Annotated in this window: 14 protein-coding genes; 6 read left to right on the top strand and 8 right to left on the bottom strand. The window is 64.6% G+C overall.

Annotation, left to right across the window (positions count from 1 at the left end; genetic code table 11):
- Positions 1-39: 39 nt before the first annotated feature.
- The 7 genes from IM708_RS18335 to IM708_RS21420 form a co-directional block, all read right to left on the bottom strand.
- On the bottom strand, positions 40-447 hold the full coding sequence (locus IM708_RS18335; RefSeq protein WP_209428022.1) for a hypothetical protein: 408 nt from the start codon (positions 445-447) through the stop codon (positions 40-42).
- A gap of 363 nt (positions 448-810) precedes the next feature.
- Positions 811-2,304 carry an aminotransferase class V-fold PLP-dependent enzyme gene (locus tag IM708_RS18330; protein WP_245243308.1) on the bottom strand — a complete coding sequence of 498 codons (1,494 nt, stop codon included), beginning with the start codon at positions 2,302-2,304 and terminating at the stop codon, positions 811-813.
- A 47-nt stretch (positions 2,305-2,351) separates the two neighbouring features.
- A complete protein-coding gene (locus tag IM708_RS18325; RefSeq protein ID WP_209428021.1) occupies positions 2,352-3,170 on the bottom strand; it encodes a class I SAM-dependent methyltransferase in 819 nt (272 codons plus the stop codon).
- 227 nt (positions 3,171-3,397) lie between these two features.
- Positions 3,398-4,240 carry an alpha/beta hydrolase gene (locus IM708_RS18320; protein WP_209428020.1) on the bottom strand — a complete coding sequence of 281 codons (843 nt, stop codon included), beginning with the start codon at positions 4,238-4,240 and terminating at the stop codon, positions 3,398-3,400.
- 594 nt (positions 4,241-4,834) lie between these two features.
- Positions 4,835-5,917, bottom strand: coding sequence for a pyridoxal-phosphate dependent enzyme (locus IM708_RS18315; protein ID WP_209428019.1), 1,083 nt, complete (start codon positions 5,915-5,917; stop codon positions 4,835-4,837).
- A gap of 102 nt (positions 5,918-6,019) precedes the next feature.
- The gene (locus tag IM708_RS18310; protein ID WP_209428018.1) at positions 6,020-6,577 is read right to left on the bottom strand and encodes a cupin domain-containing protein; all 558 of its coding nucleotides are present in this window, start codon (positions 6,575-6,577) and stop codon (positions 6,020-6,022) included.
- Between the two features lie 29 nt (positions 6,578-6,606).
- Positions 6,607-6,966: a hypothetical protein gene (locus IM708_RS21420; RefSeq protein WP_245243307.1), complete on the bottom strand. Its 360-nt coding sequence runs from the start codon at positions 6,964-6,966 to the stop codon at positions 6,607-6,609.
- An 18-nt stretch (positions 6,967-6,984) separates the two neighbouring features.
- Between IM708_RS21420 and IM708_RS18305 the strand changes: the two genes are divergently transcribed.
- From IM708_RS18305 to IM708_RS18280, 6 genes are all read left to right on the top strand, one after another.
- On the top strand, positions 6,985-8,247 hold the full coding sequence (locus tag IM708_RS18305) for a hypothetical protein (protein ID WP_245243306.1): 1,263 nt from the start codon (positions 6,985-6,987) through the stop codon (positions 8,245-8,247).
- A 177-nt stretch (positions 8,248-8,424) separates the two neighbouring features.
- A complete protein-coding gene (locus IM708_RS18300; RefSeq protein WP_209428016.1) occupies positions 8,425-9,036 on the top strand; it encodes a TetR/AcrR family transcriptional regulator in 612 nt (203 codons plus the stop codon).
- Positions 9,037-9,048: 12 nt separating this feature from the next.
- Entirely contained in the window at positions 9,049-11,160 is a 2,112-nt protein-coding gene (locus tag IM708_RS18295; RefSeq protein WP_209428015.1) for an alpha/beta hydrolase, read from the top strand.
- 76 nt (positions 11,161-11,236) lie between these two features.
- Positions 11,237-12,661: an FAD-binding oxidoreductase gene (locus tag IM708_RS18290; RefSeq protein WP_209428014.1), complete on the top strand. Its 1,425-nt coding sequence runs from the start codon at positions 11,237-11,239 to the stop codon at positions 12,659-12,661.
- A gap of 118 nt (positions 12,662-12,779) precedes the next feature.
- Positions 12,780-13,433, top strand: a complete 654-nt coding sequence (locus tag IM708_RS18285) for a DUF1326 domain-containing protein (protein ID WP_209428013.1) — start codon at positions 12,780-12,782, stop codon at positions 13,431-13,433.
- Entirely contained in the window at positions 13,430-14,254 is an 825-nt protein-coding gene (locus IM708_RS18280) for a DUF2182 domain-containing protein (RefSeq protein WP_245243305.1), read from the top strand. The genes IM708_RS18285 and IM708_RS18280 overlap by 4 nt, the downstream gene beginning before the upstream one ends.
- 478 nt (positions 14,255-14,732) lie before the next feature.
- Here the strand turns inward: IM708_RS18280 and IM708_RS18275 are convergent, their stop codons facing one another.
- Positions 14,733-15,008 (bottom strand): hypothetical protein, encoded by a 276-nt coding sequence (locus tag IM708_RS18275; RefSeq protein ID WP_209428012.1) that lies wholly within the window; start codon positions 15,006-15,008, stop codon positions 14,733-14,735.
- Positions 15,009-15,040: the final 32 nt, after the last annotated feature.

The raw sequence follows: 15,040 nt of genomic DNA, 5'->3' as shown, positions 1-15,040 counted from the left end.
TCAAGCCTCAACCCCTGGGTGCAGGGTTGAGGTTCGGCCTCAGGCAGCGAGCGTACGATTGTTGTGGCTGGCGGCACGATTGCGGCGTTCAGGGCCATCATCGATGGCGCGCAGGAGTTCCGACATCCTGTCCGTGAGAATGCAGATCGTCTCGACCTTCGGTGATGCCGGATCGATCATGGAGAAAAGTTCCGTTTCGATGCGGTCCGGATCACCTACGTCTTCGAGCGCAAGCAACCGGTGGAGAGCGGTGAGATCTCGGCGGATACGACCGTCGATGTGAGCGGCGGCCCAAACGTGGAGACCACATGCGATGACCTTGGCCTCAGCGGGCGCGCCACCGAGGAGCGCAGCTGCATCGGCAAGTTCATGGCCGTAGTCGATGAAAAAGCGGCGCACGGCGCTGAGGGTGGCGTCGCGGTTTTCGGATGGATGTGAGTCGAGCATGTGCGTCGACCTTTCTCTATGGCGGCTGCACCATCGCGGCAGCGTCAAGTCGGTTCTGAACTCCTCTGTTTCCCCGGGGCATTGCGGGTTCGACGGGAAGATTGGCCGGTTGGCTGCGGAACGAAGCGGAACATGCTTCGCATTTTATTTTTCTTGCGCGTTCCGAACGGCAGGATGGTTCCCGAAAAATCTTTATGGCACCTCATCGTGGGTCGGGCGCCGCGAAAACGCGGGGGAAATGAACTCACCGCGAGTAGCTGAGCCGAACCAATGCAGGCGAGGACCGCTTCGAGCCCAACAACGACATTCAGGCAATGCGCGGCAGGGTGGGTCGCTTCGCATACGCAGCGAAAAGGACTGTCCTTACCCACCTTTCGACACTTGCGCTTTGCCGCGGTGCGGCTTCGTCGGCGTTCGTGAGTGCCGCAGCGAGCTTCGGTTGCGCAGTGTTGGTGACGCCGTAGGGTTCTCCCCGATCTGGCGCACTTCTCGGATCAGCAGGTCGAGGTCGTCGTCGCGGGTGCGGTGGTTGCATATGGCAACGCGTAGGGCAAGGCGGCCACGGATTGTGGTTTCAGATATGACCGCGACACCGCTTTCCTGAAGGCGCAGCATGATCTCGGTATTGTGAGCCTTCAGGCGTGCTTCGTCCATGCCACCGGGGTCGTGGCGGAAGCAGACCACGGTGGAAGCGGTCGGGGCCATCAGCGCGAGCAGCGGGTCGGCTTCGATAAGTTGCGTCAGGTGGCGCGCCTGGGCAATGTTGCGGTCGAGAATGCGGCCGAAGCTGTCTACCCCATGATGGCGAAGCATCATCCAGACTTTCAGCGCACGGAACCCGCGCGTTGTCTCTAAGCTGTAGTCGTGCAAAAATTCTGCCGCCGCAAGGCCGCGCCTGGCGACCTGAAGGTATTCGGCAGTCTCAGCAAAGGTCATGCGGTGCTGCCGGCGGTCGCGGACAAGCGCGCAACCGACGTCGAAGGGCGCGTGCAGGCCCTTGTGCAGGTCGAGCGCGAGCGAATCCGCCCGCTCGATCCCCGCCACCAGGTGCCGGTTCTCAGGCGCAATTGCGAAGAGCGCGCCGATGCAGCCGTCGATGTGCAGCCAGAGCCCCTCGTCGCGGCAGAGATCGGCGATCTCCGGCAACGGGTCGATGGCACCGGTGTTGGTGGTTCCGGCAGTGGCGATGACGCAGGCGGGCCTCAGCCCCGCCGCCCGGTCAGCGGCGATGGCGGCACGCAGCGCGTCGACATCCATGCGAAAGGTGTGATCGGTCGCGACGCGGAGCAGCGACCTACCGCCCAGTCCCAACAGGTTCATCGCCTTCAAATGACAGTTGTGCACCTGGTCCGAGCTGTAGAAGCGCAGCCGTTGTGGGGCGTCGGCCAGGCTTTCTTGGTGCAGGTCGATCCCGGCCATGACGTTGCGCGCCGTCGTCAACCCGATGACATTGGCCATCGAGCCGCCGCTCACCAGCGTGCCGCTCGCGCCCTCGGGAAAACCCATCATCTGCCGCAACCAGTCGGTTACCTGGCGATCGACGAGGTTCGCGCCCGTATTGCCACCGCCGAGGTTCGATCCGTCGATCGCCGCAAGGAAGTCAGCCAGAGCGCCGGTCAGGCAGCCTGAGCCCATGTACCACGCCCAGAAACGCGGATGGAGATTCCCCATCGCATGGGGATAGAGTTTGGTCGCGACATCGGTGTAGACCGCTTCCAGCGGCGATGGGTCGGTGGGCACTGGTCCCGAGAAGGCGCCCCGCATTTCTTCGGGCATCGATTGCCAGACCGGGCCATCACGCAGGCCCTCCAGTCGGGTGAACGCGTCGTTTACCATCAGGTGCGCGACGGCACGCATTCCTTCCCAGTCGTCGGGGTCGAGTGTATGCCTCTCTGTAGCGGAAGTCATGGCAGCAATCCCTCCTTCTGGCCCGACACGACAATACCGGGCATGGGAAGGTGGATTTCGTCCCCGGAGCGAAAGGCTTGCGCTTCAACGTCGCAAGCTTTGCGAATTGCCGCTCGAACCGCCTCTGTCTGCCGCTCGAGGATCAACGGGATGCGCACGCCGAACCGCATCATGAAGTCGAAGAAATCCTCGGCAGGTGCGCGCAGAAGGATCGGCACATCGCGCAGGGCAATGTCGGTAAAGCCCGCCTGCGCCATCATCCCCTTCGCCGTGTGGCGACTGGACAGGATGAACGCGTCCGGGGCCGATGGCGCGACATTCATGTCGGCAAGGCGCCGCACGATGTCCAGAGTCAACCGGTGAACTGGGTTTTCGTCGGGTGCGCACCACTGGCTGAAGGCAAAGTGCCCGCCGGGGCGCAGCACCCGGAACGCCTCCGACATGGCAAGTTCGGGCGCAGTAACGTGGAAAAGTCCGAAATTGCACAGGACCGCATCAAAGGAGGCATCCGGGAAGGCGAGCCGTTCCGCATCGCCCTCGTCGAAGGCCAACCCTGGAAATCGCGCCTGCGCCTGCCGAACCATCTGGGGCGCGAAGTCGATGCCACGCGCCTCGGCCCCCAGTGCCGCCGCTGCGCCTGCCGCGTAGCCCGGACCGCAACAGACATCGAGAATGCGCATCCCGGGCGCAAGCCGCACCGCCGCCAGCAGATCGGGGATCGACTGCACGGTCGCCCTGGCTGTCGCCGTACCATAGGCATCCGCCCGCGCGTCCCACCCCTGTTTTTCGCCCGCCCGGAAATCGTCGTAGGTCATGGCTTTTCCTCGCTCCTGTCAGATTGGCCCGGCCACTGTCAGCACCCCCCAAGGGACGGCGTAGCTGCCATTTCCTCACATCCGCGACGACCCCTTTCGCGTTTCCCACCCGCCACTTAGAGCCGGGCACGGATCAGCGCGTAGCCACGTCGAAGGGCGCATGCAGCCCCTTGTGCGGGTCGAGCGCGAGCGAATCCGCCCGCTCGATCCCTTTGACCAGATGCGGTTCATGTCGGTCTCCCTTCGTCCGTCGCCGGCGCGACGTCGGTGCGCGCCAGATGCTCGGCGAGCAGCGCGGCGCAGATTTTCGGGTGGGTCGAAACAAGGAAACGGCCGGCTTCTTCGACGACCTCCTGTCGCGCGGCGGGCAGACACGCCCCCAGGGCGTCGGTGATGGCAATCATTGCCGGGATTGCTCCCTCGCCGCGCACCAGCATTACCGGGAAGTCGAGCGCGGCGAACTCCGACAGGTCCAAGCGAAAACCAAGGCAGGTTTCCCAGTCGAGCGCATTGGCCCGTGCTGCCCGGCGGCAGAAATCCTGAACCTTTGGCGGCATCGCGGCAAAGGTGCCCGTCCCGCCCCAGTAGTCGATGATCCGGCCCGCCGCGTCAGGGTCACCGGCCTCAAGCGCCGCCGCGAACTCCCTCGCCAGGTCGCACGCCGCGCCGTAGAGCGGCCCGTTGTCGGCGATCAAATTAAAGGGATTGGCCTCGAAGAGCGCAAGGCTCGCGACCTCGAAAGTATGATCCAGCACTGCCGCGAGCGCCACAGTGCCGCCGAATGAATGCCCGACCAGATGCACCGGCCCGCCGCCCATGCGGGCGGCGGCCGCCCGCACCACTGCCAATTCATGTGGCATGTCCGCATTGCCCGGGCGGCGCGTCTCGGTCGTCGCGCCACAGCCCAGAAGGCTGGTCGCGGCATATTGCCAGTCCGCGGGCAAATGCGCCCAGACCCCGCGCCAAGCAGCCGCCGTGCTGTAGGAACCGGGCACGAAAAGGACCGCTGGCCCGGCATCGCCGCGACTGACGAATTCGATGGCGGGCGATTGAGGCGGCAACGCGGTCATGGCGCAGCCTCCAGTTGTCCGCCCGACACGACGATGCTGGGCATCGGAATGGAAACCGCACCCCCGGTGGAGAGGGCTTGCAACTCGCCCATGCGGAAATCGCCGTGGATCATCTTCTCGCCCCCTGCCTCTCAAATGGTCCCGACCACGGTCACGAACTCGCCGCGGATGGCGTAGCTGCCATCGGGCTTGCGGAACCCGGCAACCGAGGCGAGTAAATCGACCTCGACCTCGGCACGAACCTTTGGCGAAAAGCGCTTGGCTCGTTGATAGCTTCCATCCTGAGGCTGATCACCAGACGGCCAAGCAGTGCGGCGCGTCCGTAGACGCCGGGTGTCGGCGCTGCGCCGGTGCCGCCCACGGCCTCGGGCATGTCGACGGCAAACCTCCGGTCCCCCTCGGTCGCGGTTGCGGTAAGGCCGGGTCCGGCTTCGGCGCGTGCATGATAGGTCCCGCGTGCGCTGAAGGGCCGCGCAGTGAAGGGGTGCTTGACACGGTCGAAAGTGGATCGGATTTGGGTATCTGATGCTGGCATGCCGGCTCTCCTGAGGCTGCGATGCGTCATTCGGCGCGGCATCCCACGGTGATGCCGGCTCACTCCATCCGGTAGCCCGGCGTCGAAAGCGACAGCGCCTGCTCCTCGCCGTCCATCTCCTCGGGGATGCCCTCGAACAGCGGTGTCGTAAGATACCGTTCGCCGGTGTCGGGCAGCATGGCGAGGATCACCGAACCTGGTGCCGCCCGCTCGGCGATCTGCATCGCCACGGCGAAACTCGCGCCGCCCGAGACGCCGGTCAGGATGCCTTCGCGGGCCGCGAGTTTCCTCGCCCAGGCGACACCGTCCGCGCCGGAAACCGGGATCAGGTCGTCGTAGCCGCCGTTGTCCAGTGCTTCTTGCAGCACCAGCGGGATGAAGTCGGGCGTCCAGCCCTGAATCGGGTGTGGCTCGAACGCCGGGTGGCTTACAGCTGGGGAACCGTCGGCGCCGCGTTCCTGCTCAACGCCGCTGGCCACCAGTGCCGCGTTGGTGGGTTCGGACAGGATGATCTTTGTCTCCGGGCGTTCCTTGCGCAGAACGCGCGCCAACCCGGTGACCGTGCCACCGGTGCCGTAGCCGGTGACCACGTAATCCAACCGGTCGCTGGCAAAATCGTTGATGATCTCGCGCGCGGTGGTCGCTTCGTGGATGTCGGCATTGGCTGGGGTTTCGAACTGTCGCGCCAGGAACCAGCCGTGTTTTTCGGCCAACTCCACGGCTTTCTGATACATCCCCGTCCCCTTTTGGGCGCGCGGGGTCAGCACCACCTTCGCGCCGAGCATACGCATCAGCCGCCGCCTCTCGACCGAGAAGCTGTCGGCCATGGTCACGACCAGCGGATAGCCCTTCTGCGCGCAGACCATCGCCAGCCCGATGCCGGTATTGCCGCTGGTCGCCTCGACCACGGTCTGGCCCGGCTTCAGGGTGCCGGCGCGTTCGGCCGCCTCGATGATGTTCAGCGCCAGCCGGTCCTTGACCGAAGCGGCGGGATTGAAGAACTCGGCCTTGACGTAGAGCCGGACGCCCTCGGGCGCGAGGTTGTTGATCCGGATGACCGGGGTGTCGCCCACAGTGTCCAGGATCGACGCGAACAGGCGCCCGCGCCCGGCCGTGGTCCGTATGGTGGCATTCTTCAGCATCTGCGTCGCTCCGGTTCTGGTTGATCGCATTTCAGGCGTGCTGTCGCCGCCCTTGTCCTCGGCGGGCTGCGGTCCGCCGAGGTCCGCATTTCAGCTCCCAACTCAATGCGCATGCGCGCCCGGCGTTTCGATGTCGCACCGTTCGTCCAGCGCCACCGCCTCGTCGGCCGCCACTGGCAGCGTCAGTCCGCCCTCGGCCGGCGCACCGAGAATGACCGCAATGACGACAGTCGGTACCTCGCCGGGATTGCGGGCGGTGTGCACCGCGTTGCCCGGATCGACCATCGCGATGCCGGGAGCCAGCCGGCGTTCGACGCAATCTTCGGCATAGATGAACCCAAGTTCACCTTGCGCCAGGCTGATCAGAACCGTGCCGGGGTGGGTGTGCCAGGGAAATACCGCGCCGGGCTGGATGGTGAACTCGACCACTGCAAGCGCAGAGGCGTCGGCCATCTCGACCTCGTGACGCGCAAGCCCGTCGAGGGTCTGGGTGAGGTTTATCGTCACCTCTCCCGAGAACCTGTGCCGCTCGATCAGCGGTCTTGCACTGATCGGCTCGGCGGCGGCGCCGCCGCCAAAAGCCAGCGAGACCACGCCGACGACCGCGGACGAAATCATTGCGCGACGGGGGTGGTGACGCGAAAGGACATGATCAAGCATCTTGGCTTCCTTTCATCTGTCTGGGCAGGTCAGGGAATTATGGCTTCCTGGCGCGAAATTGCTTGAAGCGCTTCTGAAGAATTCCTGTAGAAACCCACGATTTTGCGGTAATCTGTTTCATGGCATGGCGGTTCGGTGAATTCACCCTGGACCCGGCAGGGTTCCAACTTGACCGGAACGGAGAGCCGGTTCGGGCGGAACCGCAGGTGCTCGCCCTCGTCATCCACTTGATCCGCAATCGCGACCGGATGGTCGGCAAGGACGAGATCGCAAGGGTCGTCTGGAACGGAAAGTCGGTTTCGGACGCAAGCATTTCCAGCCGCGTTCGCTCGGCGCGCCACGCCCTCGGGGACACCGGCAAGAATCAGTGCATCATCCGAACGGTTCATGGGCGCGGGTTCCGGTTCATGGCCGAAGTGAGCGATGTCAGTCCGGCCAAGCCTGCTCACGTCGAGCAACCCGCAGGTCCTGAGAGTGCCGAGCTTTCGCGCCCTTCGGTGGCGGTGCTGCCCTTCCGTCCCCTCGGCACAATGCCGGACTTGCAAATTCTTGCCGAGGCGATCCCGCACGAGATCATCCAGGCCCTCTCGCGGATGCGCTGGCTGGCGGTGATCGCGCGAGGCTCGTGCTTCCGCTTTCGCAAGGCCGAGACCGACCTCGATCTGGTCGGCACCGCGCTGGGGGCCGGCTATGTTCTTTCGGGCGTGATCGAGATCCGCAATGGCGCGGTCGTCGTTGTCATCGAGCTTGCCGATGCCGGCAGGGGCGAAGTGATCTGGGCCGACAGGCTGGCGGCCCCCTTGGGCGAGATCGAAGATCTTCGCCACCGGATCATCGCGCATGTGGTCACCGCACTCGACATGCATGTGCCGCAGAACGAGGCGCGGCGGGCCAACCTCGTCGGCTCCGACCGGCTCGACGCCTGGAAGAACTTCCACCTTGGCTTGGGCGAACTTTACCGGTTCACGCCGGAGGCAAATCGGCGCGCCAACGCGCATTTCCAGAACGCCGTCGCGCTTGATCCGCGATTTGCGCGCGCCCATGCCGGCTTGTCCTTCACGCGTTTCATCGATGCCTTTCTTCACCTCGGTCCGGATGACCGCGAAGCCGCCACAGCGGCGCGGCGTCATGCCGAGCGGGGGCTGGAACTCGACCCGCTCGATCCGTTCACGCATTACACGATGGGTCGGTCCTTCTGGCTGACCCGCGAACCCGAGACAGCGGCCGGCTGGCTGAGGCGCGCCGTGGACCTCAACCCGAACTATGCGCAAGGCTATTACGCCGGCGCCTTCACCGCGATGCTGACCGGGGACGCCAAAGCGGTCGATACCGGGCTCGACACCGCGCTCAACCTGAGCCCGCTCGATCCGCTGCTCTATGGCATGCATGGTGTTCGTGCCTTGTCCCTGATCCAGATCGGCGACACCCGCGCCGCGGCCCGCTGGGCGGACCGCGCAGCCACTACGCCCGGCGCGCATTACCTGATCGCGATGATCGCAGCGGTCGCGAACGGCCTTGAAGGCCGCCACCAGCAGGCCGCCCGATGGCGTCAGGAAGCCCGCCGTCGCAGAACCGATGCGTCGGCAAATCAATTCTTCACGGCCTTTCCGATGGTTGACGATGTAGCCCGAGCCCGGATCGGAAGCGAGTTGCGAAGGCAGGGATTCTGAGGGGGAACCATCGCCGACGTCCAAACACCAGTCGCATTCAGCGCCAGCAACTGGTCGATGTCTTGTGCCTTGTGTTGGCACGACTACAAGGAGCGCATCCGCCCTTCCTCTTGAAAAATTCGTTCGAACGATTTATTGTAATTGCCGAGGTTGATCAATTGGGGGAAGTCACCCACCATGGCGCGGGTATCGGCCGAGAAAGTGATTGAAACGCGCGGACACCTGCTCGACGCAGCGCAGCAGATCCTGATCGAGTATGGATTTGCCGGGCTCTCAACGCGACGGGTGGCCGAGGCGGCGGGCATGCCGATGAGCCAGATTCAGTATCACTTCGGCTCGAAGGAAGGGATGGTTCTGGCGCTCTTTGCGGCGATGAATGCGGCCCTGCTCGACCGCCAGCGGGCCATGTTCGGCGACCCGAACCTGCCGCTCTCACGGCAATGGGCGCTGGCCTGCGACTTCCTCGAGGACGATCTGAACAGCGGCTATGTCCGGGTCCTCCAGGAGTTGATCGCGGCCGGCTGGTCGAATCCCGCGATCCGCGACGCGGTGGCCGAAGCGCTGGATGGCTGGCACCGGCTTCTGGTGGTCGTTGCCCGCCGGTCGCTGCGTCGGCTGGGCGTGCCCTCGCCCTTCTCGTCCGACGAGATCGCGGCGCTGGTCAGCGTGATGTTCCTCGGCGCCGAGTCGCAGATCCTGATGGGACGCGATGGTCCCCGCGCGCCCCACCGAGAAGCCTTGCGACGGATCGGCGTGGTGCTCGAAAGGCTGGAGGCCGGACAGGAATAGGGAGGAAGACCGATGCGCGCCCTGTATCCGCATACTGAACTGAAAATCGACCGGCACGGTGTCACGCTGCACTGCGAAATCTATGGCGATGGGCCGGAGACGATCGTCTTCATCCCGACCTGGATGTTCATCCATTCGCGCGGGTACAAATCGCAGATCCCGTACTTCAGCGACCGGTTCCGCTGCATTACCTGGGACCCACGCGGCAACGGCAAGTCGGACCGGCCCACCGACCCCTCGCAGTTCGGCCAAGGTCACTATGTCGCCGATGCACTTGCGGTCATGGATGCCACCGACATCGACCGGGCGATCCTTTTCGGCCTTTCGCAAAGCGGGCCGACCTGCGCCATCCTTGCCTCCTATCATCCCGACCGCGTGCGTGCGGTGATCGCCGTCGGCGCCCATTCACCGCTTGTCCCGCGATTCCCCCATAACAGCGTCGAAAGCTACAACAGTGACCTCGGCGATCGCGAACCCCAGGGCTGGGAGAAGTACAACCGCGGGTATTGGCGGAGGAACTACGCTGATTTTGCCGACTTCTTTGCGGAACAGCTTTTCGTCGAACCGCATTCGACCAAGCAGCAAGAGGACGTGCGCGGCTGGGCCGACGGGACGACGGGCGACATCCTCGCGGCCTCGATGGCCGCGCCCTATGCGGGGCAATATCAACTGGATGAGCAAGCCTACCGTCGCATCCGTTGCCCGATGCTCTTGGTTCACGGTCGCAAGGACACGATCGCGCCGGTGGCGGCGTCCGAGAAGGTGGCAGAGCTGACAGGCTGCGAGATCCATATCTTCGAGGAGGGCGGACATGTCCCAAACGCCCGCTTTCCGGGCCAGTTCAACACGCTGATGCGCGACTTCCTTGCCCGGCATCTGGGTACCTGGGCGCCCGGCAAGCCGCCTCGGCGCCGGGCGAAGGCGCCGAAGCGCGCGCTCTACCTGTCCTCACCCATTGGCCTCGGGCATGCGCGCCGCGACGTGGCGATCACGCAGGCGCTTCGGGCGCTGCACCCGGATATTCAGGTGGACTGGCTGGCGCAGGACCCGGTGACGCGGCTTCTGGAGGCGAATGACGAAAGGCTCCACCCCGGCAGCGCCCGACTTGCCAGCGAAACCGCTCATATCGAGGAGGAGTCCGGCGAGCACGACCTCAACGCCTTTCAGGCGATCCGCCGGATGGACGAGATCCTGATCAAGAACTTCATGGTTTTCCAGGAGACCGTCGAGGAAGGCGGCTACGACCTGGTGATCGCCGACGAAGCCTGGGACATCGACCATTACTGGCACGAACATCCCGGCCTGAAGAAATCGGCGATGGTCTGGCTGACCGATTTCGTCGGCTGGGTGCCGATGCCGGAAGGCGGCGCACACGAAGCATTCCTGACCAGCGACTACAATGCCGAGATGATCGGTCATGTCGAAAACAATCCGACCGTTCGCGACCGGTCGATCTTCGTCGGCAATCCCGAGGATGTCGTCCCGCTGGGTTTCGGCGAGGGGCTTCCGATGATGCGCGACTGGGTGCCGAGGCACTACGATTTCGCGGGCTACGTCATGGGCGCGCATCCTTCGGGGTTCGGCCCGCGCGAGGCGCTGCGCGCGCGCGTCGGCTACGGGCCGGACGAGAAGGTCTGCATCGTCACCGTGGGCGGCTCGGGGGTGGGCGCGCATCTGATCCGGCGCATCCTGCACGCCTGGCCGTTGGCGAAGGAAGCGGTGCCCGAGTTGCGCATGATCGTGGTCACCGGCCCGCGCCTCGACCCGGCGAGCCTGAACGCCCCGCCCGGTGTGGAACTGCGCGCCTTCGTCCCCGATCTCGACCGGCACCTGGCCTGCTGCGACCTGGCGCTGGTGCAGGGCGGACTGACCACCTGCATGGAACTTGCAGCCGCGGGCACACCCTTCCTCTATTTCCCGCTGCGCAATCATTTCGAGCAGAACATCCACGTCGCCCACCGGCTCGATCGCTACGAAGCAGGCCGGCGGATGATCTTTGCCACCTCGCCGCCCGAGACCATCGCCGAGGCGATGGTGGCCGAATTGACCACCCCGCGCCGTCCCCACCCAGTCGAGGCCGACGGTGCGGCCCGCGCCGCGCGGATGATCGCCGCGGTGCTGTAGTCAGACCGCCCGGTGCAGTCTGCACTCTGTTTTTTTAGGCGGTTTGCTGATTCACGCTCAGAAAGAGGAGCACATCATGACCGACAATCTGAAAACCCAACTGGAAAGCGCTTTGCGCGGCCCTGTCATTTCGCGCACCGATGCGGACTATGACGATGCGCGCGCACTCTACAACGGCATGATCGACAAGCGTCCGGCGATGATCGCACGCTGCGCCAACGTGGCCGACGTGATCGCGGCGGTGAGTTTCGGCCGCGACAACGACTTGCTGATCGCCATCCGCGGCGGCGGCCACAACGGCCCCGGCCTGGGCAGTTGCGACGATGGCCTGGTGATCGACGTTTCGGCGATGAAGGGGGTGCGGGTCGATCCGGAAGCGCGCACCGTGCGCGTGGACGCGGGTTGCACGCAGGGCGAAGTCGACCACGCCACCTATCCCTTCGGGCTTGCCGTACCCGCCGGGATCGTCTCGACGACCGGCATCGCCGGGCTCACCCTCGGCGGCGGCACCGGTTACCTGACGCGCAAGCACGGATTGACCATCGACAACCTGATCGAGGCCGATGTCGTGCTCGCCGACGGTCGGTTCGTCACGGCGAACGCGTCCGAGAACGCCGACCTCTTCTGGGCGCTGCGCGGCGGCGGCGGCAACTTCGGCGTCGTGACGAGCTTTCTCTTTCAGGCGCATCCGGTCAACACGGTCTTTGCCGGACCCGTCTTCTGGGACGCCCGCCACGCAGCCGATGTCATGCGCGCCTATCGCGACTATCTGCCGGACGCACCCGAGGCACTTGGCGTCTTCGTGGGCCTCAAGAGTGTTCCGTCGACCGATCCCTTCCCGCGTGAGCATTGGGGGAAAAAGGCCTGTGCCGTTGTCGCGTGCTACAACGGCACGGCCGAGGACGGTAAGGCCGCAATGGCGCCGCTCCTGGACCGCCTGCCGCCGCCGATTTTCAACTGGATGGACGCGATTCCGTTTCCGGCCCTTCAGGGCATGTTCGATCCGTTCTTCCCGAAGGGCCTGCAATGGCACTGGAAGGGCGACTTTGTGACCGAATTGCCGGACGAGGCGATCGAGGTGCATATCGCGCAGGCGCAGAAAGCGCCTTCCGAATTGTCGCTCATGCATCTCTATCCGATCGACGGGGCCGTGCGCCGCATCGGCCCGGGCGAGACGGCCTGGAACGCGCGCGACGCCACCTGGTCGATGGTGATCGCCGGCATCGATCTCGACCCGGCCAAGGCCGCCGAGCTCACGCAATGGGCGCGCGACTATTGGAAGGCGGTCCATAAATTCAACCGCGAGGGCGGCTACATCAACTTCATGATGGACGATGAGGGCGAGGCCCGCGTCAGGGCAAGCTACGGCGACAATTACGCGCGCCTCGCGGACGTCAAGGCCAAGTACGACCCGGAAAACCTCTTCAGGGTCAATCAGAACATCCGGCCTGCCGTTCACGCCAGCCAGCCCGACAGCAGAACAATGGTCGAAAGCCACTGAATCGGGCACCCGTTCTTTGGGCGGGCGCAGCTTGAGAGCTGGAAGCAGAAGGCACTTACAACGCGTGACTTCCAGATCCCCAAAAGCCGGAAGAGCCCGGCATAGAAAGGAGGAGCACATGACGCCCTGGGAAATCAGAGGCCAGGAAATGGTCAACTGCAATTGCAACTTCGGATGTCCCTGCCAGTTCAGCGTTTTGCCGACGGGCGGCAGTTGCAGGGCGGCAATCGTTTACCAGATCGAAAAGGGGCATTACGGCGACGTGAGTCTCGACGGACTGCGCGTGGCGGCTGTCTACGCCTGGCCAAAGGCGATCCATGATGGCGACGGCCAGATGCAGCTAATCGTGGACGAAAGCGCCGGGGAGGCGCAATGCCACGCGATCGAAACCATCATGACCGGCGGCGACACCGACGAAATGGCGACGATGTGGTTTGTCTATTCCCGTATGAGCCCGAACAAGCACCCGACGGTCCGCGCGCCGATAACTCTGGAGATGGACAAGGAGAGCCGGACCGGGCGTGCCCGCGTCGGCGAGATATTCGAACTCGACGCCAAACCCATACCCCATATCGTGACCGGCGCTCCGCACCGGGCTCGCATCAATCTGCCGCACGGCTTCGAGTACACCGAGGCCGAAGTCGCGAGCGGCAGCACGCAGACGATGGGCGGCGGGATAAGGCTTGAGGGCCTGACCGACACCCATGCCCATTTTGCGACGCTTCACCTGAATGGCAGCGGGGTTGTTCGCGAAGCGACGGCGCCGCAATGACCGCGGGCTCGGGCGGCCAGCTGCCGATCCTCGACCGCGCGCTGCGTCATGACCGGACAATCGTGCTCGGCGCAGTTGCCATGGTCACGGCCCTGGCCGCCGCCTACACCGTGTTCGGCGTCGGCATGGAGATGACCGCGCTCGAGATGACGCGCATGGCGGGCAGCTCAGGCGCAGCGATGGACATGGGGGAAACGCCGGAATGGGGCCCTGCGCATGCGGTCATGCTCGTGCTCATGTGGTGGATCATGATGATTGCCATGATGACGCCGTCCGCAGCACCGACCCTGCTGCTCTTCGCGGCACTTCGTCGCTGCTCGTCACAGCGGGCGAACGCGGGCGCGCAGAGCATTTGGTTTCTGGCCGGGTACCTGCTTGTCTGGGCCCTGTTCAGCGTTGCGGCGACGGCGCTGCAATTGGGTTTCCAGGCGGTGGGGATGATCTCGGCCGCGATGATGACCGTCAGTTCCGCCCATGCCGCCGGCGCGGTCCTTCTCCTTGCGGGCGCATACCAGTTCTCTCCTCTCAAGGCGGCCTGTCTTCGTCATTGCCGCTCACCGGCGCAATTCCTGACTGAACACCGGCGTCCGGGATACACCGGCGCCCTTGTGATGGGTGCGCATCACGGCGCCTTCTGCCTCGGTTGCTGCTGGGCGCTCATGGCCCTGCTCTTTGTCGGCGGCGTGATGAACCTCTACTGGATCTTGGGCGTAGCCCTGCTCGTCGCGATCGAGAAAACGGCGCCCTTCGGCGTGCAGACCGGCCGGATCATCGGCGTCGGGCTGGCATCGTTCGGAGCGTGGTTCTTGCTGACCGGATGACGTCTGGGCATTTCCGAAGCACTCAGGCGAGGTTGGGGACTTCACCAGCAGTGCCACGATCGCCCCCGCGAACGCAGTAGCGCCGCGGCGAGCCAAGCGCCATGCTGCAAGACACAGCTCAACATGAAGAAGCGATCAGTTCTTACCGCAGCAACCCCAACGATCCACCCGAGCTAAGCGGCTTTGCGAGTTAGCGTCGCCACCCGTTCCGATGGCCGCTATAGTGAGTTTCTGCGGATGCGATGCTGCTCCCGCACGGGTCCGCTGTCCGCCCTCTACGTCGGTGTCGCCGCAACTGCGAACAAGCACGACGCACCCGCAGCGAATGACCGGAAGGTCCGCACATGCGACAATCGGGAGACGCCCTCGCCGATTTCTGCGAGGGCGCGAGTCCTTTGCGGACCCGGCTGCACGGGGGGGTCCGCCGGGTGGTGCAACACATTTGGTAACGGGCCTGTTCTCCGATCGGAGGCTCCTTTCAATTTGTAGAAAGGGCTTCGACGATTGCTGGGAGATACTTCCGCACTTGGTCGCGGTCGCTCTCCTTCTCCTTTGCGGAGAGTTCCGCATATGGCGTGGCGCTCTGACGATCCCACTGCGCAACAAGATCGGCCGGTATCAGCAAGCTTCCATCTGCCTGCCGGCTACCCTTGGCGTGCATGTACTTCTGCCAATGTGACCAGCGCTCGTGCTCGATGTGCGCCAAGGTCTCCAAAATGCCCTGCAAGGCGTCTTCGATCTCTTCCCGCTTCATATGCCGCCTATATCAGGTCCTTCGCCACCAAG

Origin of the sequence: Pararhodobacter sp. SW119, assembly GCF_017811755.1 — a bacterium.
In the GTDB taxonomy this organism is placed as follows: domain Bacteria; phylum Pseudomonadota; class Alphaproteobacteria; order Rhodobacterales; family Rhodobacteraceae; genus Pararhodobacter.
The sequence above is the reverse complement of the archived record's forward strand: the minus strand, read 5'-3'. Positions and strand labels throughout refer to the sequence as shown.

Excerpts from the sequence above, each read along its gene's own strand:
- IM708_RS18300 (WP_209428016.1), top strand. The coding sequence starts at position 8,425 with ATGGCGCGGGTATCGGCCGAGAAAGTGATTGAAACGCGCGGACACCTG.
- IM708_RS18315 (WP_209428019.1), bottom strand. The coding sequence starts at position 5,917 with ATGCTGAAGAATGCCACCATACGGACCACGGCCGGGCGCGGGCGCCTG.
- IM708_RS18320 (WP_209428020.1), bottom strand. The coding sequence starts at position 4,240 with ATGACCGCGTTGCCGCCTCAATCGCCCGCCATCGAATTCGTCAGTCGC.
- IM708_RS18325 (WP_209428021.1), bottom strand. The coding sequence starts at position 3,170 with ATGACCTACGACGATTTCCGGGCGGGCGAAAAACAGGGGTGGGACGCG.
- IM708_RS18295 (WP_209428015.1), top strand. The coding sequence starts at position 9,049 with ATGCGCGCCCTGTATCCGCATACTGAACTGAAAATCGACCGGCACGGT.
- IM708_RS18310 (WP_209428018.1), bottom strand. The coding sequence starts at position 6,577 with ATGCTTGATCATGTCCTTTCGCGTCACCACCCCCGTCGCGCAATGATT.
- IM708_RS21420 (WP_245243307.1), bottom strand. The coding sequence starts at position 6,966 with ATGAACCGTTCGGATGATGCACTGATTCTTGCCGGTGTCCCCGAGGGC.
- IM708_RS18305 (WP_245243306.1), top strand. The coding sequence starts at position 6,985 with ATGGCCGAAGTGAGCGATGTCAGTCCGGCCAAGCCTGCTCACGTCGAG.
- IM708_RS18335 (WP_209428022.1), bottom strand. The coding sequence starts at position 447 with ATGCTCGACTCACATCCATCCGAAAACCGCGACGCCACCCTCAGCGCC.
- IM708_RS18330 (WP_245243308.1), bottom strand. The coding sequence starts at position 2,304 with ATGCGTGCCGTCGCGCACCTGATGGTAAACGACGCGTTCACCCGACTG.
- IM708_RS18290 (WP_209428014.1), top strand. The coding sequence starts at position 11,237 with ATGACCGACAATCTGAAAACCCAACTGGAAAGCGCTTTGCGCGGCCCT.
- IM708_RS18285 (WP_209428013.1), top strand. The coding sequence starts at position 12,780 with ATGACGCCCTGGGAAATCAGAGGCCAGGAAATGGTCAACTGCAATTGC.
- IM708_RS18280 (WP_245243305.1), top strand. The coding sequence starts at position 13,430 with ATGACCGCGGGCTCGGGCGGCCAGCTGCCGATCCTCGACCGCGCGCTG.
- IM708_RS18275 (WP_209428012.1), bottom strand. The coding sequence starts at position 15,008 with ATGAAGCGGGAAGAGATCGAAGACGCCTTGCAGGGCATTTTGGAGACC.